Source organism: Amycolatopsis sp. cmx-11-51 (genome assembly GCF_047608665.1).
Taxonomy (GTDB): domain Bacteria; phylum Actinomycetota; class Actinomycetes; order Mycobacteriales; family Pseudonocardiaceae; genus Amycolatopsis.
This window is the reverse complement of record NZ_JADNQO010000005.1, coordinates 193180-209883: the sequence shown is the minus strand read 5'-3', so window position 1 is coordinate 209883 and position 16704 is coordinate 193180. Positions and strand designations below refer to the sequence as shown.

Here is a 16704-nt window from a genome sequence, read left to right as displayed (position 1 = left end):
TCCGCGCGCTGCTCGCGGCCGGGCTGGCCACGCAGGTCATCGTCATGGTGCGCCGTGCGTGAACGGCGAACTGCCGCAACTCGACCTGTGCCCGACGGTCGTGGCGGAGATCCGGCGCGAACTGGCCGAGATGGACGACCACATCGACACGCTCAGGCGGCGTCGCGGGACACTGGCCGGATATCTCACCGTCGACGCGTAGGGGAGCAGCGTGGAAGCCCTGGCCAGGTTCGGGTTCGAACTGGGTGTGCTCAAACGGATCCGGCGGGCCGGGTGGTGGCAGGCGGGGGTCCGTGATCCCGAATCGGTCGCCGAGCACACCACGCGGGTCGCGCAGCTGGCAGGCCTGCTGGCGGCCGAGGGCGGCGCCGACCCGGCGAAGGCGGCGTACCTCGCGCTCTGGCACGACACGCAGGAGACGCGGACCGGGGACCTCCCGCATACGATCAAGGGTTTCGTCGAGAAGCCGGACCCGCGGGCGATCACCGCCGCGCAGACGTCGGCACTTCCCGGCGCCGCGCGCGACTCGGTGCGCGAGGCCGTCGACGAATACGAGACCGCGAAGAGCCCGGAGGCGCTCTACGCACGCGACGCGGACAAACTCGAGATGCTGCTCCAGGCCGTCGAGTACCGCGATATCGGCGTACAGAACGTCGACGAGTGGATCGCTTCGGCGACGAAGAGCCTTCAGACCGACCTCGCGCGGCGAGTGGCCGAAGCGGCGCTGACGTTGTCGTCACTCTCGTGGCGGGTGCGCTGAAAGGAATCGATACCCTGAGCCCGCGTGTATCGACCGCGGCACGCGTGCCTCGTATGTCAGGCTTGACCCTGTGAAGGAACACCAGTGAACCGGCAGCCGTTGCGCCTCGCCATCATGGAAGCGACCCGCATTCTCACCGAGGCCGGGGTGGCGTCACCCCGCTCGGACGCGGAGATCATCGCCTCCCATGTCCTCGGCGTCGAACGTGGCCGCCTGCCGATGGTGCCGCTGGTGGACCCGCCGGTCATCGACGCGATCGGCCAGCTCGTGAACCAGCGGGCCAAGCGGATCCCGCTGCAGTACCTCACCGGCTGGGCCGCGCTCGGCGACATCACGGTCAACGTCGGCGCCGGGGTGTTCGTCCCGCGGCCGGAGACCGAACTGCTCCTGGAATGGGGTCTCAAACTGCTGCACGGACGCGAGTACCCGGTGGTGGTCGACCTGTGCACCGGCTCGGGCGCGCTGGCGCTGGCCGTGCAGCACGCGCGGCCGGACGCCGTCGTCTACGCCGTCGACATCGACGCGCAGGCGCTCGCCTGGGCCCGGCACAACGCCGACGTCCACGCCGACGCGGGGGACACACCCATCCGGCTGTACTCCGGCGACGTCGCCGACAGCACGATGTTCGCCGAACTCGACGGGCTCGTCGACCTGGTCCTGTGCAACCCGCCGTACGTGCCCGAAGGCACGCCGGTGCCCGCCGAGGTCGCCGAGCACGACCCGGCGCGGGCGGTGTTCGCGGAGGAGAGCGGCCTGGCGGTGATCCGGCACGCGATCGCCGCCGCCGCGCGGCTGCTGCGGCCCACCGGCGGGATGGCGATCGAGCACGACGACACGCACGGCTCCGCCGTCCCGGCGCTGGTGCGGGCGCGCCGGGTGCTGACCGACGTCCGGGGGCACCTCGACCTCGCCGGTCGCCCGCGTTTCGTCACCGCCCTGCGCGTCTCCTGACACCCGTCTCTCCCGCGGTTAGTCCTCTAGTTGCGGTAGTTGCACGTGCAAGTACCGCAACTAGAGGACTAAACGCGGGAGAGGGGCCGCCGGATGGTTAGCGGGACTCACGACTTCCGGCGGTGCCCAGGGCAAAGCCCACCTCCTACCGTCGATCACGGCCGCCTCATCGGCGGTCCGACTGGGAGGTACCCCGATGCGATCGTCTCTCCGACGAGCTCCACTCAAAACACTCGCCGTCCTCGCCGCCGTCACCCTGTTGCCCGCTTTGGTCGCCCAGCCCGCGTCCGCCGCGGTGCCGGTGAAGGGCTGGCCCGCCCCCATCGACGGGTCGACCTGGGAGAACCAGGACCACATGACGTGGGACGACTACCGCAAGCCGCCCGGCACCAACTGGGCCGATCCCGCGCTGAAGCCGACCAAGCGGACGTTCAAGGGCGCCGTGGTGCTCGCGGACTACCCGGACCAGGAGTTCGCCGTCACGCAGGCCCCGCATTCGACGGTGTTCGGCAACCCCGGCCCCGCCGCCAGCAACATCCCCCGCGCGAACGTGGCGAAGTTCTACCAGGACTTCCTCAACAAGCCCCAGGCGCTCAACCAGGGGCATACGATCAACGAGTACTGGATGGAGGACTCCGGCGGCAGGATGGGCGTCGAACTGACCGCGTTCGGACCGTACCGGCTGCCCGGCAAGTCCTTCGAATACGGCATGGAGTTCCAGCCGGACGCGTGTCCGCCTGCCGCGAACTGCAAGCGTGACCTGCGCGCCGACGCGGGCGCCGCCTGGCGGGCGGACGTGGGTGACGTCTCCAAGCAGTTCGACTTCATCTTCTATCTTTCCGCGGGCCAGGACGAGAGCGCGACCTGGCAGGAATTCGGCGTGATGAAATTCGGTGAGCCGGGGAACGTGCCCGACGAGTTCGGTCCCGGTGTCGCGGGAATGCCGAACGCCGCATCCACCCGCTACGTCCCGTGGACTTCGTGGAAATCCGCGGCGAGCATCTGGCCGAACGCGGTCACCGGTTCCTCGACCCAGGCGGAAAGCTCGGGTCAGGCGGTTTACGCGCACGAATTGAGCCACATCCTCGGCATCGGCGACAACTACAACAACCCGTTCGGCACTCCGCCGTCCAGGACCTACACCGGTCCGTGGGAGATGATGTCGCGCGGCAGCTTCAACGGCCCCGGCGGACCGCACACCCGCTGGCAGATCCCGGCGACGCAGGGCGGCTCGATGGGATCGCACCACATGCTGCGCACCAAGATGAAGCTCGACATCATCGACCCCGAAGACGTGCTCAAACTCGACCGGAACCAGCTCGCCAAGACCGGCCCGGTCTCGACGCGGATCACGGCGCGTTCGGTCCTGCCGGGACAGGGCGCCTACAGCGGAATCAACATCGCGCTCAGCGGCGGGGACCTTTCGCCGAAATGCGATCGCTCGAAGGATCCCTTCTGCGACGGCGGCGGCTACCACAACTACACCGTCGAGGTCGTCGATCGGATGGGCAGTGATTCCTTCGCTCCCGATTCCGGCGTTCTCATCGCGAAGACGAAGAACCAGGACAACGCGCCGTTCGAATGGATCGTCGACGCGCATCCGGCCGACATCGGCATGACCGACTACAAGAAGCCGGACGGCACCCCGGTCCCGATCCCCATCGGCGACTACCGCCAGCTCAACGACGCCGCGTTCAAGGCGGGCACCGGCTCGGCGAGCAAGTACGAGTACACCGACGAGGCGAACCGGCTGAAGTTCCTGGTCTCGGACGTCGAGCGCGACCGCAAGGGCGTGCTGTCCTACGTCGTCACGGTGGCCTCGCTCGACGGCGCCGGCTCGCAGGCCAGGGGCGTTTCGCTGTGGCCGTCGATCCCGGCGTTCGCCAAGCAGGGGATCGCGACCTGCTCGTTCCCGGTGTTCAACACGGGCAACGCGAAGGGCTCGGCCGCGCCGTACAACACCGACACCTACCGCCTGAGCGCGTCCACCACGGCGAAGGGCTGGGAGGTCCGGCTGCCGAACGAGCTGTCCACCGTCCCGTTCGGCGGGCGGTCGTCGGCGACGGCGCACGCCAAACGGGCCGGGGGCGGTGACCACGTCGCGCAGATCAAGCTGACCGCGACGTCGATCGCCGATCCGGGCAAGACGGCGACGTCGTTCTGTACCGCTTTCGCCTTCTAGAGGGGCTGAAGGGGACTTTCCCCGCATCTCACGCGGTGAAGGGAGCTTTCCCCGCATGCCATGCGGGGAAAGCTCCCTTCAGCCGCCTCTAACGACTCAACTGACCTGCGAGACGCGAAGGCCTCTTTTCGTGCGTCTAGCGCACCTTCGCGAGCCCCCGAATAGCGCAGGACTACGCTCATCTGCCATGAGCGCGGTGTACGACTGCAGCAAGCGTGAATCACGGGCCGACGGGCTCGCCGCGGCGGCGAGCGCGGTCCGCTCCAGCCGTCTCGTCGTCCTGCCGACCGACACGGTCTACGGCATCGGCGCGGACGCCTTCGACAGCGGCGCCGTCCAGTCACTCCTGCGGGCCAAGAACCGCGGCCCGGACATGCCGGTCGGTGTCCTCGTCGGCTCCTGGTCCACTGTGGACGGGCTGGTGCTCGGCACGCCGCCGGCGGCTCGCGCGCTCATCGAGGCCTTCTGGCCCGGCGATCTCTCCATCGTCCTGCCGCACGCGCCGAGCCTGCAGTGGGACCTGGGCCAGTCACGCGGAACGGTGATGCTGCGCATGCCGCTGCACCCGGTCGCGCTGGAACTGCTGCGTGACGTCGGCCCGATGGCCGTCTCCAGTGCCAACGTCTCCGGTCAGCCACCGGCGTCGAACGCACAGGAAGCCGTCGACCAATTGGGCGACAGCGTCGCGGTCTACCTCGACGGCGGGTCCACAGGCGACCCCGTTCCGTCCTCGATGGTCGATCTCACCGGCGACGACCCGGTCATCCTGCGGGAGGGCGCGGTCAGCCGCGCCGCGATCGCGGAAGTACTGGGAGTGCCCGCGGAGTCACTCGCTTAGGACACGGCCTGATCCCCGAGTCCTAGTACCGTCCGCCGCCGTATCCCCCTGGCGCGGTAGCGTGTTCGAGTGACTTGGACCTCGGCGGCGTAACGCACCATGCCTCCTACGCAAGGCCTCCCGATCCGGGAGTACATCCTCGTCGCCCTCACCGCGGCGGCCGTTACCTTCCTGCTCACCGGAGTCGTGCGGCGGTTCGCCATCCGGATCGGCGCGATCGCGAACCCGCGGGCCCGCGACGTCCACGTCACGCCGATCCCGCGCATGGGCGGCATCGGCATCTTCCTGGGCGTCGCAGCGGCGATGGGGCTCGCGCACCAGCTGCCCGCGCTGAGCCGCGGCTTCGACTTCTCCTTCGACTCGCTGGGCGTCCTGCTCGCCGCGGGCGTGATCTCCCTGATCGGCGCGCTCGACGACCGGTTCGAACTGGACGCCTGGACGAAGCTGGCCGGTCAGGTCATGTGCGCCGGGATCCTGGTGATCTTCGGCGTGCAATGGGTGTCGTTCTGGGTGCCGTGGGGCGGCGGGAGCGATTCCTTCGGCCAGGTCCTGGTGCTGGACAAGAACCAGGGCGCGCTGCTGACCGTCGTCCTGGTGGTCGTGATGGTCAACGCGATGAACTTCGTCGACGGCCTCGACGGGCTCGCCGGCGGCCTCGGCTTCATCGCCGCCGCGGCGACCTGCTCGTTCTCCCTCGGCCTGCTCGACTCCTCGGGTGGCGACGTCGGCGCGTACCCGCCCGCCCTCATCGCGGCCACGCTCGCCGGGGCCTGTCTTGGCTTCCTGCCGTACAACTTCCAGCCCGCGAAGATCTTCATGGGCGACTCGGGCTCGATGATGATCGGCCTCATGCTGGCCGGTGCGACGACGTCCGCGTCGGGCCGGGTGCCGTACCCGCAGTTCAGTGGTAAGGACGCGCTCGCGCTGCTGTCCCCGCTCGTGGTGGTCGCCGCGGTGCTGTTCGTGCCGCTGCTCGACTTGATCATGGCGGTCATCCGCCGCACCCGCCGCGGCGAAAGCCCGTTCGCCGCGGACAAGATGCACCTGCACCACCGCCTGCTGGAGATCGGCCACTCGCAGCGCCGCGCGGTGCTGCTCATCTACTTGTGGGCGGGTCTGCTCGCGTTCGGCGCCGTCTCGGTGACGTTGTTCGACGACGCCGCGGTTTTCTGGATCGTCGGATTCGGTTTCCTGCTGGCGACCCTGGTGTCGGTCGTCCCCAGGCTGCGGTCGCGGAACCGGACCGCCTGAACGGCGGAAAGCAGACTGCCTGAAAGACGGGATCGGCGCGGGCCTACACTTCTCGGCTGAGACGACCAGGGAGCTTTCTGTGAGCGAGACCGAGAAGACCGTCGAGGCGGAGGAGAACCCCCACGCCAAGGTGGTTCTGCAGGCGGCCAACGCGATGATGAAGGCTTCCCTGAAGCTGGTTCCGCCCGCGGTGCTGATCTGCGTCGTGGTGTTCACCATCCTCAATGGACTCCCTGGCCTGCTCGGCTCGGTCATCGGCGGTGTGCTCGCCCTCGGGTCCGCTATCGCGACGCTGGGCCTCATGCGCTTCAGCGCGGGTATGGACCCGATGTTCGTGATGGTGATCGCTCTCGGTGGTTACGTGCTCAAGCTCATCCTCCTTTTCGCGGCGCTGAGCCTGCTTCGCGGCGTGACCGCGATTTACCCGATGGCGCTCGGCGTCACCATGATCGTCGCGATCCTCGTGGCCGCCGCCGTGGAGTTCGCGGCGTTCCGCAAGACCAAGATCCCGACGATCATCCCCGCTTCCCGCTGATCGGGGGACCTAGGTCCTGACCTGGGACGGGACCTAGGTCCTCGGCCGATCGGGGGCAATGTAGTACGCCTGTACGGCCCGTCCGGACCTGCTGATATGGTCCGCGTATGGGCGGCGGCCTCGGCTGCCGGCTCCCCGATGACGAACCCCGAACAGCAGTGTGGCGACGGTGTCGAATCGTCCCCTCGTACCCGCTGGCAGGCGTCTGTCTCCCGGGGCGCAGCATCGAGAATCCTCGTGTGCGGAACGTGAAACCATGTTCAGCACATCGTGGGGTGGCCGCCTCCGACGGCCCGATACGTGTCGGGTACGTTAAGTCCAGATCGTGACGATTCCCCCGGCGGAGTGAACGCCGGCCGGGAGAACCGGAAGGAGCCCAGTGGGCGCGCTGGTACTAGCCGAGGGTGCGGAGTTCACGCCGCCAGGCGTCAAAGACTTCAACCTACCGCCGTTGTTCGGCTCCGGCTATTGGTTGAGCTTCACCAAGCCGATGCTGCTGGTGGTCATCTCCCTGATCATCCTCATCACCTACTTCATGGTGTCGTCGCGCCGGTTGAAGGTCGTCCCCGGTAAGGGACAGTTCATCGCCGAGTCGATTTACAACTTCGGCCGCAACAACATCGCGCGGGAACAGATCGGCTCTGCCGACTTCAAGCCGTTCATCCCGCTGATCCTGGGGCTGTTCAGCTTCATTCTGGTGAACAACCTCTTCGGGATCATCCCGTTCTTCCAGTTCCCGACGATGGCGCGTATCGGCTTCCCGGTCGCACTGGCGTTCCTTGTCGTTTACCCGGTGTACCACTACGTCGGTTTCAAACGGCACGGCTTCAAGGGTTACCTGAAGAAAGAACTGGCACCGGCGGGCATTCCCGGGTTCGTTCTGCCGCTGTACTCCACCATCGAGTTCGCGCAGAAGTTCTTCATCGCCCCGGCCACGCTGGCCATCCGAGTCTTCGCCGCGATGTTCGCCGGGCACCTGATCATCATGGTCTTCACGCTCGGCGGGAGCTTCCTGCTGACCGAGGGCGAAGGCATCGTGAAGGTCGCGTCGCCGGTGGCGTTCCTCTTCGCCATCGCGATGACCTTCCTGGAGGCATTCATCCAGGTCCTGCAGGCATTCATTTTCGCACTGCTGTCCGCAGGGTACATCGGCGCCGCGCTGGCGTCGGAGCACTGAGAAACACCAAAGCCCCCGATCCGCGTGAGTCGCGCGGACCGAGTTTGAAGGGAAACGCACGTGAGCAACATCGTTCTTGCGCAGGCCGCCACCGAGGCTATCAACCTCAACAAGGGTCTCGCGGCCATCGGTTACGGCCTCGGCGCGATCGGCCCCGGTATCGGTGTGGGTCTGATCTTCGCCGCCGTCATCAACGGCACCGCTCGTCAGCCGGAGGCCCAGGGCAAGCTGCAGAGCATCGCCTTCTCGACCTTCGTGCTGACCGAGGTGCTCGCGCTGATCGGTATTGTTATCTACTTCCTCGCCTCCGCCTAGGGCTGAGTTCCGCTCATCGCTTAAGGAGACGTTGTGCTGAAGACCGAGTTGGTGTTGGCCGCCGAAGAGGCGCCCAACCCGATCGTGCCGCACATTCCCGAGCTCATCCTCGGTTTCATCGCCTTCCTTCTGCTGCTGTTCGTTCTGAAGAAGTACGTCGTCCCGCGTTTCGAGACGGCATACGAGGAGCGGACCAAGCTGATCGAGGGTGGCATCGAGCGGGCCGAGAAGGCGCAGGCCGAAGCCGAAGAAAACCTTGCGCAGTACAAGGCGCAGCTGGCGGAAGCCCGTTCCGAGGCCGCGAAGATCCGCGATGACGCCCGGCTCGAAGCCGAGCAGATCAAGGCGGAGCTGCGGGCCGAGGCGGAGTCCGAGTCCCAGCGCATCGTCGCACAGGGCCAGGCTCAGCTGCAGGCCCAGAAGGCGCAGATCATCGCCGAGCTGCGCGCCGAACTCGGCCGTAACTCCATCGAGCTGGCCAGCCGCATCGTCGGCGAGTCGCTCGCGGACGACGCGCGCCGTCACGGCACCGTGGACCGGTTCCTTGCCGAGCTGGAGACCGCGAGTGCCGCAGGCGGAGCGGGGAAGTAGACCAGAATGACGCTGCATGCTGCGAGCCGTGAAGCGCTCGACCTCGCCGAGAATCGTCTCGGCGAGGTTCTGGCCGCCGCGGGTACGGACCCGGCGACGGTCGGCGACGAGTTGCTTTCGGTCGTCACCCTGCTGGGCCGGGAGATCGGCCTGCGCCGGGCCGTCGCCGACGGTTCGGCTTCGCCCGAAGCCCGGATCGGCCTCGCCCGCGGGATTCTCGCGGGCAAGGTTTCCGAACCGGCCCTGCAGGTGCTCGACTCCGTGGCGGGCAGCCGCTGGTCGAGCCCGCGCGAACTGACCGACGGGCTCGAGGCCCTCGGCCGCTCGGCGCTGCTCACCAGTGCGGAGAAGTCCGGGAACATCGACACTGTCGAAGACCAGCTGTTCCGGGTCACCCGTATCGTTGCGGGCGCCCCGGAGCTCGAACGGGCACTGTCCGACCTGGCCGCCCCCGCCGAGGCGAAGCGGACCCTCGTCCGCAACCTGTTCGCCGACAAGGTGGACGTGGTCACCGAGACCCTCGTCGAGCAGGTCGTCCTGCGCGCCAAGGGCCGCGGGGTCGCCAACGCCCTCGAGCGGCTGGTCCAGCTGGCCGCGGAACGCCGTGAACGCTCGGTCGCCCAGGTGACCAGCGCGAGCGCGCTGTCCGACGAGCAGCAGGCTCGGCTGAGCGAGAAGCTCAACGCCCTTTACGGGCGGCAGCTCGCGCTGCACGTCGAGGTCGACCCGTCACTGGGCGGCGGACTCGTCGTCCGCGTCGGCGACGAGGTCATCGACGGCAGCACCGCGGGGCGCATCGACGCCCTGCGTCGCCGGTTGGCTGGCTGACCCACATCAACGACTTTGCACACTGGCACGAACGAAGCGAGAGCGGGATTGAAATGGCGGAGCTGACGATCTCCTCGGATGAGATCCGTAGCGCGATCGAGAACTACGTCTCGAGTTACGCCCCGGACGTGAGCCGGGAAGAGGTTGGCGTCGTCATCGACGCCGGTGACGGTATCGCCCACGTAGAGGGCCTTCCCTCGGCCATGGCCAACGAGCTGCTCGAGTTCCCCGGCGGGGTCCTCGGCGTCGCGCTGAACCTGGACGCGCGCTCCATCGGTGCCGCGATCCTCGGTGACTTCGAGACCGTCGTCGAAGGCCAGCAGGTCAAGCGCACCGGCCAGGTCCTCTCGGTCCCGGTCGGCGAGGGCTACCTCGGCCGCGTGGTGAACCCGCTGGGCGCCCCGATCGACGGGCTCGGCGAGATCGAGACCAGCGAGCGTCGCCCGCTGGAGGTCAAGGCCGCTTCGGTGGTCGAGCGCCAGCCGGTGGCCGAGCCGCTGCAGACCGGTATCACCGCGATCGACGCGATGACCCCGATCGGCCGTGGACAGCGCCAGCTGATCATCGGTGACCGCAAGACCGGTAAGACGGCCGTCGCGGTGGACACGATCATCAACCAGAAGGCCAACTGGGAGACCGGCGACCCGAAGAAGCAGGTTCGCTGCATCTACGTCGCGGTCGGCCAGAAGGGCTCCACGATCGCCGCCGTGAAGAAGTCCCTCGAGGACGCCGGCGCGATGGAGTACACCACCATCGTCGCGGCCCCCGCGTCGGACTCCGCCGGCTTCAAGTGGATCGCGCCGTACACCGGCTCGGCCATCGGCCAGCACTGGATGTACGAGGGCAAGCACGTCCTCATCGTGTTCGACGACCTGACCAAGCAGGCCGACGCGTACCGCGCGATCTCGCTGCTGCTGCGTCGCCCGCCGGGCCGCGAAGCCTTCCCCGGCGACGTCTTCTACTTGCACTCCCGTCTCCTCGAGCGTTGCGCGAAGCTCTCGGACGAGCTGGGCGCGGGCTCGCTGACCGGTCTCCCGATCATCGAGACCAAGGCGAACGACGTGTCGGCCTACATCCCGACCAACGTCATCTCGATCACCGACGGTCAGTGCTTCTTCCAGTCGGACCTGTTCAACGCCGGTCAGCGCCCGGCCATCGACGTGGGTATCTCGGTTTCCCGCGTGGGTGGTGCCGCGCAGGTCAAGGCGATGAAGCAGGTTTCGGGTTCGCTCCGGATCGACCTGTCGCAGTACCGCGAGCTGGAGGCCTTCGCGGCCTTCGCTTCGGACCTCGACGACGCGTCGAAGGCGCAGCTCGAGCGTGGCGTCCGCCTGTACGAGGTGCTCAAGCAGCCGCAGTACTCGCCGATCCCGGTCGAGGAGCAGGTCGTCACGGTGTACCTCGGTACCAACGGGCACTTCGACTCGGTCCCGACCGAGGACGTACGCCGCTTCCGTGACGAGTTCGTCGACTCCGCGCGTCGTAAGCACGGAGAGCTCCTCAAGGACATCCGCGAGTCGGGCAAGTTCTCCGACGAGACCGCTTCCGGGTTGGTCGACGCGGTGAACGAGTTCAAGAAGGAATTCACCACCGCCGAGGGCAAGAGCCTGACCGAGGTCTCCGACGCGATGGACGCCGAGAAGGTCGGGCAGGAGACCGTCAAGGTCAACAAGCCCGCACCGAAGAAGTGAGCTGGTAGCTCATGGCCGCACAACTCCGGGAACTCAGGTCGCGTATCAAGGCGACCAAGTCCATCGGCAAGATCACCAAGGCGATGGAGCTCATCGCCACCGCGCGCATCACCAAGGCGCGGGCGAAGGTCGCGGCGTCGCGGCCCTACTCGGACGAGATCACGAACGTGCTCTCCGCGTTGGCCGGCGCTTCGTCCAACCTCGACCACCCGTTGCTCGTCGAGCGGCCGAACGCCACGCGCGTCGCGGTCCTCGTGATCACCAGCGACAAGGGTCAGTGCGGTGGATACAACTCCAACGTGCTGAAGGCGACCGAGGAACTCCTCACGCTGCTTCGTAAGCAGGGCAAGGAGCCGGTGCTGTACGTGACCGGCAACAAGGGCCTGAGCTACTACCGGTTCCGCGGCCGCGAGGTGACCGAAGGCTGGACGGGGTTCTCCGACCAGCCCGGTTATGTCAACGCCTCGACCGCCGGTGAGCTCATCGTCGAGTCGTTCCTCAACGGCGCCGACGACGAGGAAGGCAACGCCGACGGCATCCTGGGTGTCGACGAGATCCACGTCGTCTACACCGAGTTCGTCTCGATGCTCACCCAGCGTCCGGTCGCCAAGCGCGTCGCGCCGCTCGAGGTCGAGTACACCGAAGACGAAGAGGAGAAGCCCGCCGGTCTGCTCCCGAGCTACGAGTTCGAGCCGAACGCCGAGAAGCTGCTCTCCGCGTTGCTGCCGAAGTACATCAACACGCGGATCTTCGCGGCGATGCTCGAGTCGGCGGCGTCGGAACTCGCCGCTCGCCGTACCGCGATGAAGGCGGCGTCGGACAACGCGAACGATCTGGTGAACTCGCTGACGCGGGAGGCGAACCAGGCCCGCCAGGCGCAGATCACCCAGGAGATCTCCGAAATCGTCGGTGGCGCGAACGCGCTGACCGCAGCAGGAAGTGATGACTGATGACCAGTACTGAAACCCCGCGTGCCAAGGGGCGCATCGTCTCGGTGACCGGCCCGGTCGTCGACGTCGAATTCCCGCGCGGTTCCGTTCCCGACCAGTTCAGCGCGCTCAAGGTCGAAATCGAGTTCGAGCAGCTGCGCAAGACGGTGACCCTCGAGGTCGCCAGCCACCTCGGTGACAACCTCGTCCGCACCATTTCGCTCCAGCCGCAGGACGGCCTGGTGCGTGGTGCCGAGGTGACCAACACCGGCGGCCCCATCACGGTGCCGGTCGGCGACAAGGTCAAGGGCCACGTCTACAACGCGCTCGGCGAGTGCCTCGACGAGCCCGGCTACGGCGACGACCTGGAGCGCTGGGGCATCCACCGCAACCCGCCTTCCTTCGACCAGCTCGAGGGCAAGACGACGATGCTGGAGACCGGCCTCAAGGTCGTCGACCTGCTGACCCCGTACGTCGAGGGTGGCAAGATCGGCCTGTTCGGCGGTGCCGGCGTCGGCAAGACGGTGCTCATCAAGGAGATGATCACCCGTGTCGCCCGGAACTTCGGTGGTACCTCGGTGTTCGCCGGTGTCGGCGAGCGCACCCGTGAGGGCAACGACCTCTTCCTGGAGATGTCCGAGGACGGCGTCATCAACGACACCGCCCTCGTCTTCGGCCAGATGGACGAGCCGCCCGGCACGCGTATGCGCGTCGCGCTGTCCGCGCTGACCATGGCGGAGTACTTCCGCGATGTGCAGAACCAGGACGTGCTGCTCTTCATCGACAACATCTTCCGGTTCACCCAGGCTGGTTCCGAGGTGTCGACCCTGCTGGGCCGGATGCCTTCGGCCGTGGGTTACCAGCCGACGCTGGCCGACGAGATGGGTCAGCTCCAGGAGCGGATCACCTCGACCCGTGGTCGTTCGATCACCTCGATGCAGGCGATCTACGTCCCCGCGGACGACTACACCGACCCGGCGCCGGCGACGACGTTCGCCCACCTGGACGCCACCACCGAGCTTTCGCGTGGTGTGTTCCAGAAGGGCATCTTCCCGGCGGTGGACCCGCTGGCGTCGACGTCGACGATCCTCGACCCGGCCATCGTCGGTGAGGACCACTACCGCGTGGCCTCCGAGGTCATCCGGATCCTGCAGAAGTACAAGGAACTGCAGGACATCATCGCGATCCTCGGGATGGACGAGCTCTCGGAAGAGGACAAGCTCACCGTTCAGCGCGCACGCCGCATCGAGCGGTTCCTGTCGCAGAACATGCTGGTCGCCGAGGCGTTCACGCAGATCCCGGGCTCGACCGTGCCGCTGTCGGAGACCATCGAGTCCTTCGACCGCATCACCAAGGGCGACTTCGACCACTACCCGGAGCAGGCGTTCCTGGGTATCGGTGGCCTCGAAGACCTCGAAAAGAAGTACAAGGAAATCACCAAGAAGTGATGTTCCGATGAGCGGCGGGATCGGTGTCTACTGTGGACGCTGGTCCCGTCGTTCGCATACAGGGAACTTCGACCATTACACTCGGTGCCAGCACCTGAGGTGAAGGGAAGCTACGTGGCTGAGATTTCTGTCGAGCTGGTAGCCGTCGAGCGCCGTCTCTGGTCCGGTACCGCCACGTTCGTGGTGGCCCAGACCACCGAGGGCGAGATCGGCATCATGGCCGGTCACGAGCCGGTTTTGGGCCAGCTCGTCGAGGGTGGCGTCGTGAAGGTGACGACCACGGACGGCGAGACCGTGACCGCCGCGGTGCACGGCGGGTTCCTGTCGGTCACCGCGACCGGCGTGAGCATCCTCGCCGAGAGCGCGGAGCTTTCGCACGAGATCGACGTCGATGCGGCCAAGAAGGCGCTGAGCGGCGAAGACGAGCAAGAGCGGGCTAGGGCGACCGCCCAGCTTCGCGCGGCCGGTCAGTCGGTCTGACCGGGCGACGGGCAGGGGCCGGGCCGTGGAAATCGCCGTGGGTGTTCTCGGGGCCCTGACCATCCTGGCCGTCGTCGTGGCCTGGTATTCGCTGCGGTGGGTCCGGATGCGCCGCGGTGGTGGCGTGAGCGTCGCGCTGCGGTGGCGTCCGGACGAGGCGCGGTCCAGCTGGCATCTGGGGCTGGGCCGCTACGAGGGCGACGAGTTCGTCTGGTTCCGGGTGTGGAGCATGCGGAACGGCCCGGACCGGGTGTTCCAACGGGCGAGTATGGAGATCGCGGACCGGCGCGATCCCTCCGGCACGGAGGCGTACGCCGTCCCCGACGGCTCGATCGTCCTGCGGTGTGAGTCCGCCACGCAGGAGGCGATCGAGATCGCGATGGGCCCCGGCGCCCTCACCGGCTTCCTCTCCTGGCTCGAGTCAGCCCCACCCGGCCGCCGCCTCCCGCGCGCTTCCTGATCACGCGTGTTCTCCGTCTGATCACGGATCTTGTCCATCTGATCACGCGAGTTCGCCCTTCGAGCACGCCGTATGCTCGCGCCGTGACCATCGTCGACATCCCCGGTTCGAAGTCGATCACCGCCCGAGGCCTGTTCCTCGCGGCCGCCGCCCACGGAACGACCGTGTTGAGCAGGCCGCTGCGTTCGGATGACTCCGAGAGCTTCGCCGAGGGCCTTCTCAAGCTTGGCTATGAGGTTTCCCGTTCCTCCGACGAGTGGACGATCGACGGCAGGCCTGCGGGTCCCGCCGTCGACAGCGCCGACGTCTTCTGCCGCGACGGCGCCACCACCGCCCGTTTTCTCCCGGCTCTGGCCGCCGCCGGTCACGGCACCTTCCGGTTCGACGCTTCCGAGCAGATGCGCGCCCGTCCGCTGGGACCGCTCACCGATGCGCTGATGGAACTGGGCGTCGACCTCACCTTCGAAGCCGCGCCGGGCCACCATCCGCTGATGGTGCGGGCCGCCGGGATCAAGGGCGGGGACCTGACGCTGGACGCCGGCCTGTCGTCGCAGTTCCTGACCGCGTTGCTGCTGGTCGGCCCGCTGACCACGGAGGGGCTGCGGATCACCGTCACCGACCTCGTTTCGGTGCCTTACGTGGAGATCACCCTCGCGATGATGCGGCGCTTCGGCGTCGAGGTCATCCGGGAGGGCGACACGTTCATCGTGCCGCCCACGCCGTACCGGGCCTGTCACTACGAGATCGAGCCCGACGCTTCGACGTCGAGCTACTTCTTCGCGGCGGCGGCCTTGACCGGGCAGTCGGTGACGGTGCCGGGCCTTGGCGACGGCGCGCTGCAAGGGGATCTGGCCTTCGTCGAGGTCCTGCGGCAGATGGGCGCGGACGTCGAGGTCGGCCCGGACGCCGTCACCGTGACCGGAACGGGCGGGCTGCGCGGCGTCACGGTGAACATGCGCGACATCTCCGACACCGTGCCGACGCTCGCGGCCATCGCGCCGTTCGCGGACGGGCCGGTGCGGATCGAGGACGTCTACAACACGCGGATCAAGGAATGCGACCGGCTCGCGGCGTGCGAGGAGAACCTGCGCGCGATGGGTGTTCCGGTGGAGACCGGGCGGGACTGGATCGAGATTCGGCCTGCGTCGCCCGCGGGGGCGCTCGTGAAGTGCCGTCGGGATCACCGGATCGCGATGGCGTTCAGTGTCACGGGGTTGCGTACGCCGGGGATCACACTGGACGACCCGGGGTGCGTTAAGAAGACCTTCCCGGCCTTCCACGACGCTCTCGTCTCCCTTCGCGCCTCCTGGGGCCTGTGAACCTCTCTGCCGCAATGTTGCGGTCACGTGGGCGGCTTCGGAAGCGACGCGCACATGAGATCTTCACCGACCGGCATTTCTACCGGGCTGCGAACGTGATCCCCGTCTATTCTCGGCGTATGACTCAGAGCGAGGACGCGAACCGCTGGAGCCACCTTCCCGATTCCGTGTCCCTGGAGGACACGATCACGATGAAGGCGATCGACCCGGGCAAAGACGGCACGCCCGACGTCGACCTCGAGCGCTATTGGGCGGCACAGGAACAGGGCTGACCGAAGCTGAAGGACGCCTTCCCCGCGTCTTACGTGGGGAAAGCGTCCTTCGCTGCGTCTTATGTGGGGAAAGCGTCCTTCAGCTCGCGCCGCCGGGCTGCCACAGGATGTCGCCGTCCGGATTCGCCAGCCGCGACAAGATGAACAGCAGATCCGAAAGCCGGTTCAGGTACTTGATCGCCAGCTGATTGGTCGCGGCCCGCTCGGCCTCGTACAGCGCCCAGCCGGAACGCTCGGCCCGGCGCGCGACAGTGCGGGCCTGGTGCAGGAACGCCGCCCCCGGGGTACCACCCGGCAAGATGAACGACGTCAGCTTCGGCACGCGCTCGTTGAACTCGTCGCACCAGCCTTCCAGCCGCTCGATGTACCGCTCGGTGATGCGCAGCGGCTCGTACGGCGGGTTCTCCACGATCGGCGCGCACAGATCCGCGCCGACGTCGAAGAGATCGTTCTGTATCCCTCGCAGTACGTCGGCGATCTCCCCGGAGAGACCGCCCATCGCGAGCGCGAGCCCGATGACGGAGTTGGCTTCGTCGACGTCGGCGTACGCGGACAGCCGCGGTGACGTCTTCGGCACGCGGGAGCCGTCGCCGAGTGCCGTGGTGCCGTTGTCGCCGACCTTCGTGTAAACGCGGTTGATGCGAACGACCATGGAGCCGACTCTACCGGCCCGGCGT

Annotated in this window: 19 protein-coding genes; 18 read left to right on the top strand and 1 reads right to left on the bottom strand. The window is 67.4% G+C overall.

Features of this window, described 5'->3' with window-relative positions; all coding sequences use genetic code 11:
- The first annotated feature begins 58 nt into the window (after positions 1-58).
- The 18 genes from ACM6LU_RS20580 (at position 59) to ACM6LU_RS20495 (ending at position 16027) form a co-directional block, all read left to right on the top strand.
- On the top strand, positions 59-202 hold the full coding sequence (locus ACM6LU_RS20580) for a hypothetical protein (protein ID WP_414939337.1): 144 nt from the start codon (positions 59-61) through the stop codon (positions 200-202).
- A 9-nt stretch (positions 203-211) separates the two neighbouring features.
- Positions 212-760 (top strand): HD domain-containing protein, encoded by a 549-nt coding sequence (locus ACM6LU_RS20575; protein WP_414939336.1) that lies wholly within the window; start codon positions 212-214, stop codon positions 758-760.
- 84 nt (positions 761-844) lie between these two features.
- A complete protein-coding gene (gene prmC, locus ACM6LU_RS20570) occupies positions 845-1711 on the top strand; it encodes a peptide chain release factor N(5)-glutamine methyltransferase (RefSeq protein WP_076162398.1) in 867 nt (288 codons plus the stop codon).
- A gap of 196 nt (positions 1712-1907) precedes the next feature.
- Complete coding sequence (locus tag ACM6LU_RS20565) at positions 1908-3893, top strand: M6 family metalloprotease domain-containing protein (protein ID WP_414939335.1); 1986 nt, start codon at positions 1908-1910, stop codon at positions 3891-3893.
- A gap of 187 nt (positions 3894-4080) precedes the next feature.
- On the top strand, positions 4081-4731 hold the full coding sequence (locus ACM6LU_RS20560) for an L-threonylcarbamoyladenylate synthase (RefSeq protein ID WP_414939334.1): 651 nt from the start codon (positions 4081-4083) through the stop codon (positions 4729-4731).
- A 99-nt stretch (positions 4732-4830) separates the two neighbouring features.
- A complete protein-coding gene (locus tag ACM6LU_RS20555) occupies positions 4831-5982 on the top strand; it encodes a glycosyltransferase family 4 protein (protein WP_414939333.1) in 1152 nt (383 codons plus the stop codon).
- A gap of 79 nt (positions 5983-6061) precedes the next feature.
- The gene (locus tag ACM6LU_RS20550; RefSeq protein WP_414939332.1) at positions 6062-6517 is read left to right on the top strand and encodes a hypothetical protein; all 456 of its coding nucleotides are present in this window, start codon (positions 6062-6064) and stop codon (positions 6515-6517) included.
- Between the two features lie 379 nt (positions 6518-6896).
- Positions 6897-7694: a F0F1 ATP synthase subunit A gene (atpB, locus tag ACM6LU_RS20545; protein ID WP_414939331.1), complete on the top strand. Its 798-nt coding sequence runs from the start codon at positions 6897-6899 to the stop codon at positions 7692-7694.
- A 60-nt stretch (positions 7695-7754) separates the two neighbouring features.
- Positions 7755-8009: an ATP F0F1 synthase subunit C gene (locus ACM6LU_RS20540; protein WP_414939330.1), complete on the top strand. Its 255-nt coding sequence runs from the start codon at positions 7755-7757 to the stop codon at positions 8007-8009.
- A gap of 33 nt (positions 8010-8042) precedes the next feature.
- Positions 8043-8600: a F0F1 ATP synthase subunit B gene (locus ACM6LU_RS20535; RefSeq protein WP_414939329.1), complete on the top strand. Its 558-nt coding sequence runs from the start codon at positions 8043-8045 to the stop codon at positions 8598-8600.
- A 6-nt stretch (positions 8601-8606) separates the two neighbouring features.
- On the top strand, positions 8607-9428 hold the full coding sequence (locus ACM6LU_RS20530) for a F0F1 ATP synthase subunit delta (RefSeq protein WP_414939328.1): 822 nt from the start codon (positions 8607-8609) through the stop codon (positions 9426-9428).
- A gap of 53 nt (positions 9429-9481) precedes the next feature.
- On the top strand, positions 9482-11119 hold the full coding sequence (atpA, locus tag ACM6LU_RS20525) for a F0F1 ATP synthase subunit alpha (protein WP_414939327.1): 1638 nt from the start codon (positions 9482-9484) through the stop codon (positions 11117-11119).
- 11 nt (positions 11120-11130) lie between these two features.
- Positions 11131-12069: a F0F1 ATP synthase subunit gamma gene (locus tag ACM6LU_RS20520; RefSeq protein WP_414939326.1), complete on the top strand. Its 939-nt coding sequence runs from the start codon at positions 11131-11133 to the stop codon at positions 12067-12069.
- Entirely contained in the window at positions 12069-13496 is a 1428-nt protein-coding gene (atpD, locus tag ACM6LU_RS20515; RefSeq protein WP_414939325.1) for a F0F1 ATP synthase subunit beta, read from the top strand. The genes ACM6LU_RS20520 and atpD overlap by 1 nt, the downstream gene beginning before the upstream one ends.
- Before the next feature lie 114 nt (positions 13497-13610).
- Positions 13611-13976 (top strand): F0F1 ATP synthase subunit epsilon, encoded by a 366-nt coding sequence (locus tag ACM6LU_RS20510; RefSeq protein WP_007028324.1) that lies wholly within the window; start codon positions 13611-13613, stop codon positions 13974-13976.
- A gap of 25 nt (positions 13977-14001) precedes the next feature.
- Positions 14002-14436, top strand: a complete 435-nt coding sequence (locus ACM6LU_RS20505) for a DUF2550 domain-containing protein (protein WP_414939324.1) — start codon at positions 14002-14004, stop codon at positions 14434-14436.
- Positions 14437-14519: 83 nt separating this feature from the next.
- Positions 14520-15755 carry a 3-phosphoshikimate 1-carboxyvinyltransferase gene (gene aroA, locus ACM6LU_RS20500; RefSeq protein WP_414939323.1) on the top strand — a complete coding sequence of 412 codons (1236 nt, stop codon included), beginning with the start codon at positions 14520-14522 and terminating at the stop codon, positions 15753-15755.
- A 119-nt stretch (positions 15756-15874) separates the two neighbouring features.
- Positions 15875-16027 carry a hypothetical protein gene (locus tag ACM6LU_RS20495; protein WP_414939322.1) on the top strand — a complete coding sequence of 51 codons (153 nt, stop codon included), beginning with the start codon at positions 15875-15877 and terminating at the stop codon, positions 16025-16027.
- Positions 16028-16106: 79 nt separating this feature from the next.
- Here the strand turns inward: ACM6LU_RS20495 and ACM6LU_RS20490 are convergent, their stop codons facing one another.
- Positions 16107-16679: a cob(I)yrinic acid a,c-diamide adenosyltransferase gene (locus ACM6LU_RS20490; protein WP_414939321.1), complete on the bottom strand. Its 573-nt coding sequence runs from the start codon at positions 16677-16679 to the stop codon at positions 16107-16109.
- Positions 16680-16704 lie beyond the last annotated feature (25 nt).

Excerpts from the sequence above, each read along its gene's own strand:
- ACM6LU_RS20565 (WP_414939335.1), top strand. The coding sequence starts at position 1,908 with ATGCGATCGTCTCTCCGACGAGCTCCACTCAAAACACTCGCCGTCCTC.
- ACM6LU_RS20560 (WP_414939334.1), top strand. The coding sequence starts at position 4,081 with ATGAGCGCGGTGTACGACTGCAGCAAGCGTGAATCACGGGCCGACGGG.
- ACM6LU_RS20555 (WP_414939333.1), top strand. The coding sequence starts at position 4,831 with ATGCCTCCTACGCAAGGCCTCCCGATCCGGGAGTACATCCTCGTCGCC.
- ACM6LU_RS20530 (WP_414939328.1), top strand. The coding sequence starts at position 8,607 with ATGACGCTGCATGCTGCGAGCCGTGAAGCGCTCGACCTCGCCGAGAAT.
- atpA (WP_414939327.1), top strand. The coding sequence starts at position 9,482 with ATGGCGGAGCTGACGATCTCCTCGGATGAGATCCGTAGCGCGATCGAG.
- ACM6LU_RS20520 (WP_414939326.1), top strand. The coding sequence starts at position 11,131 with ATGGCCGCACAACTCCGGGAACTCAGGTCGCGTATCAAGGCGACCAAG.
- atpD (WP_414939325.1), top strand. The coding sequence starts at position 12,069 with ATGACCAGTACTGAAACCCCGCGTGCCAAGGGGCGCATCGTCTCGGTG.
- ACM6LU_RS20495 (WP_414939322.1), top strand. The coding sequence starts at position 15,875 with ATGACTCAGAGCGAGGACGCGAACCGCTGGAGCCACCTTCCCGATTCC.
- ACM6LU_RS20490 (WP_414939321.1), bottom strand. The coding sequence starts at position 16,679 with ATGGTCGTTCGCATCAACCGCGTTTACACGAAGGTCGGCGACAACGGC.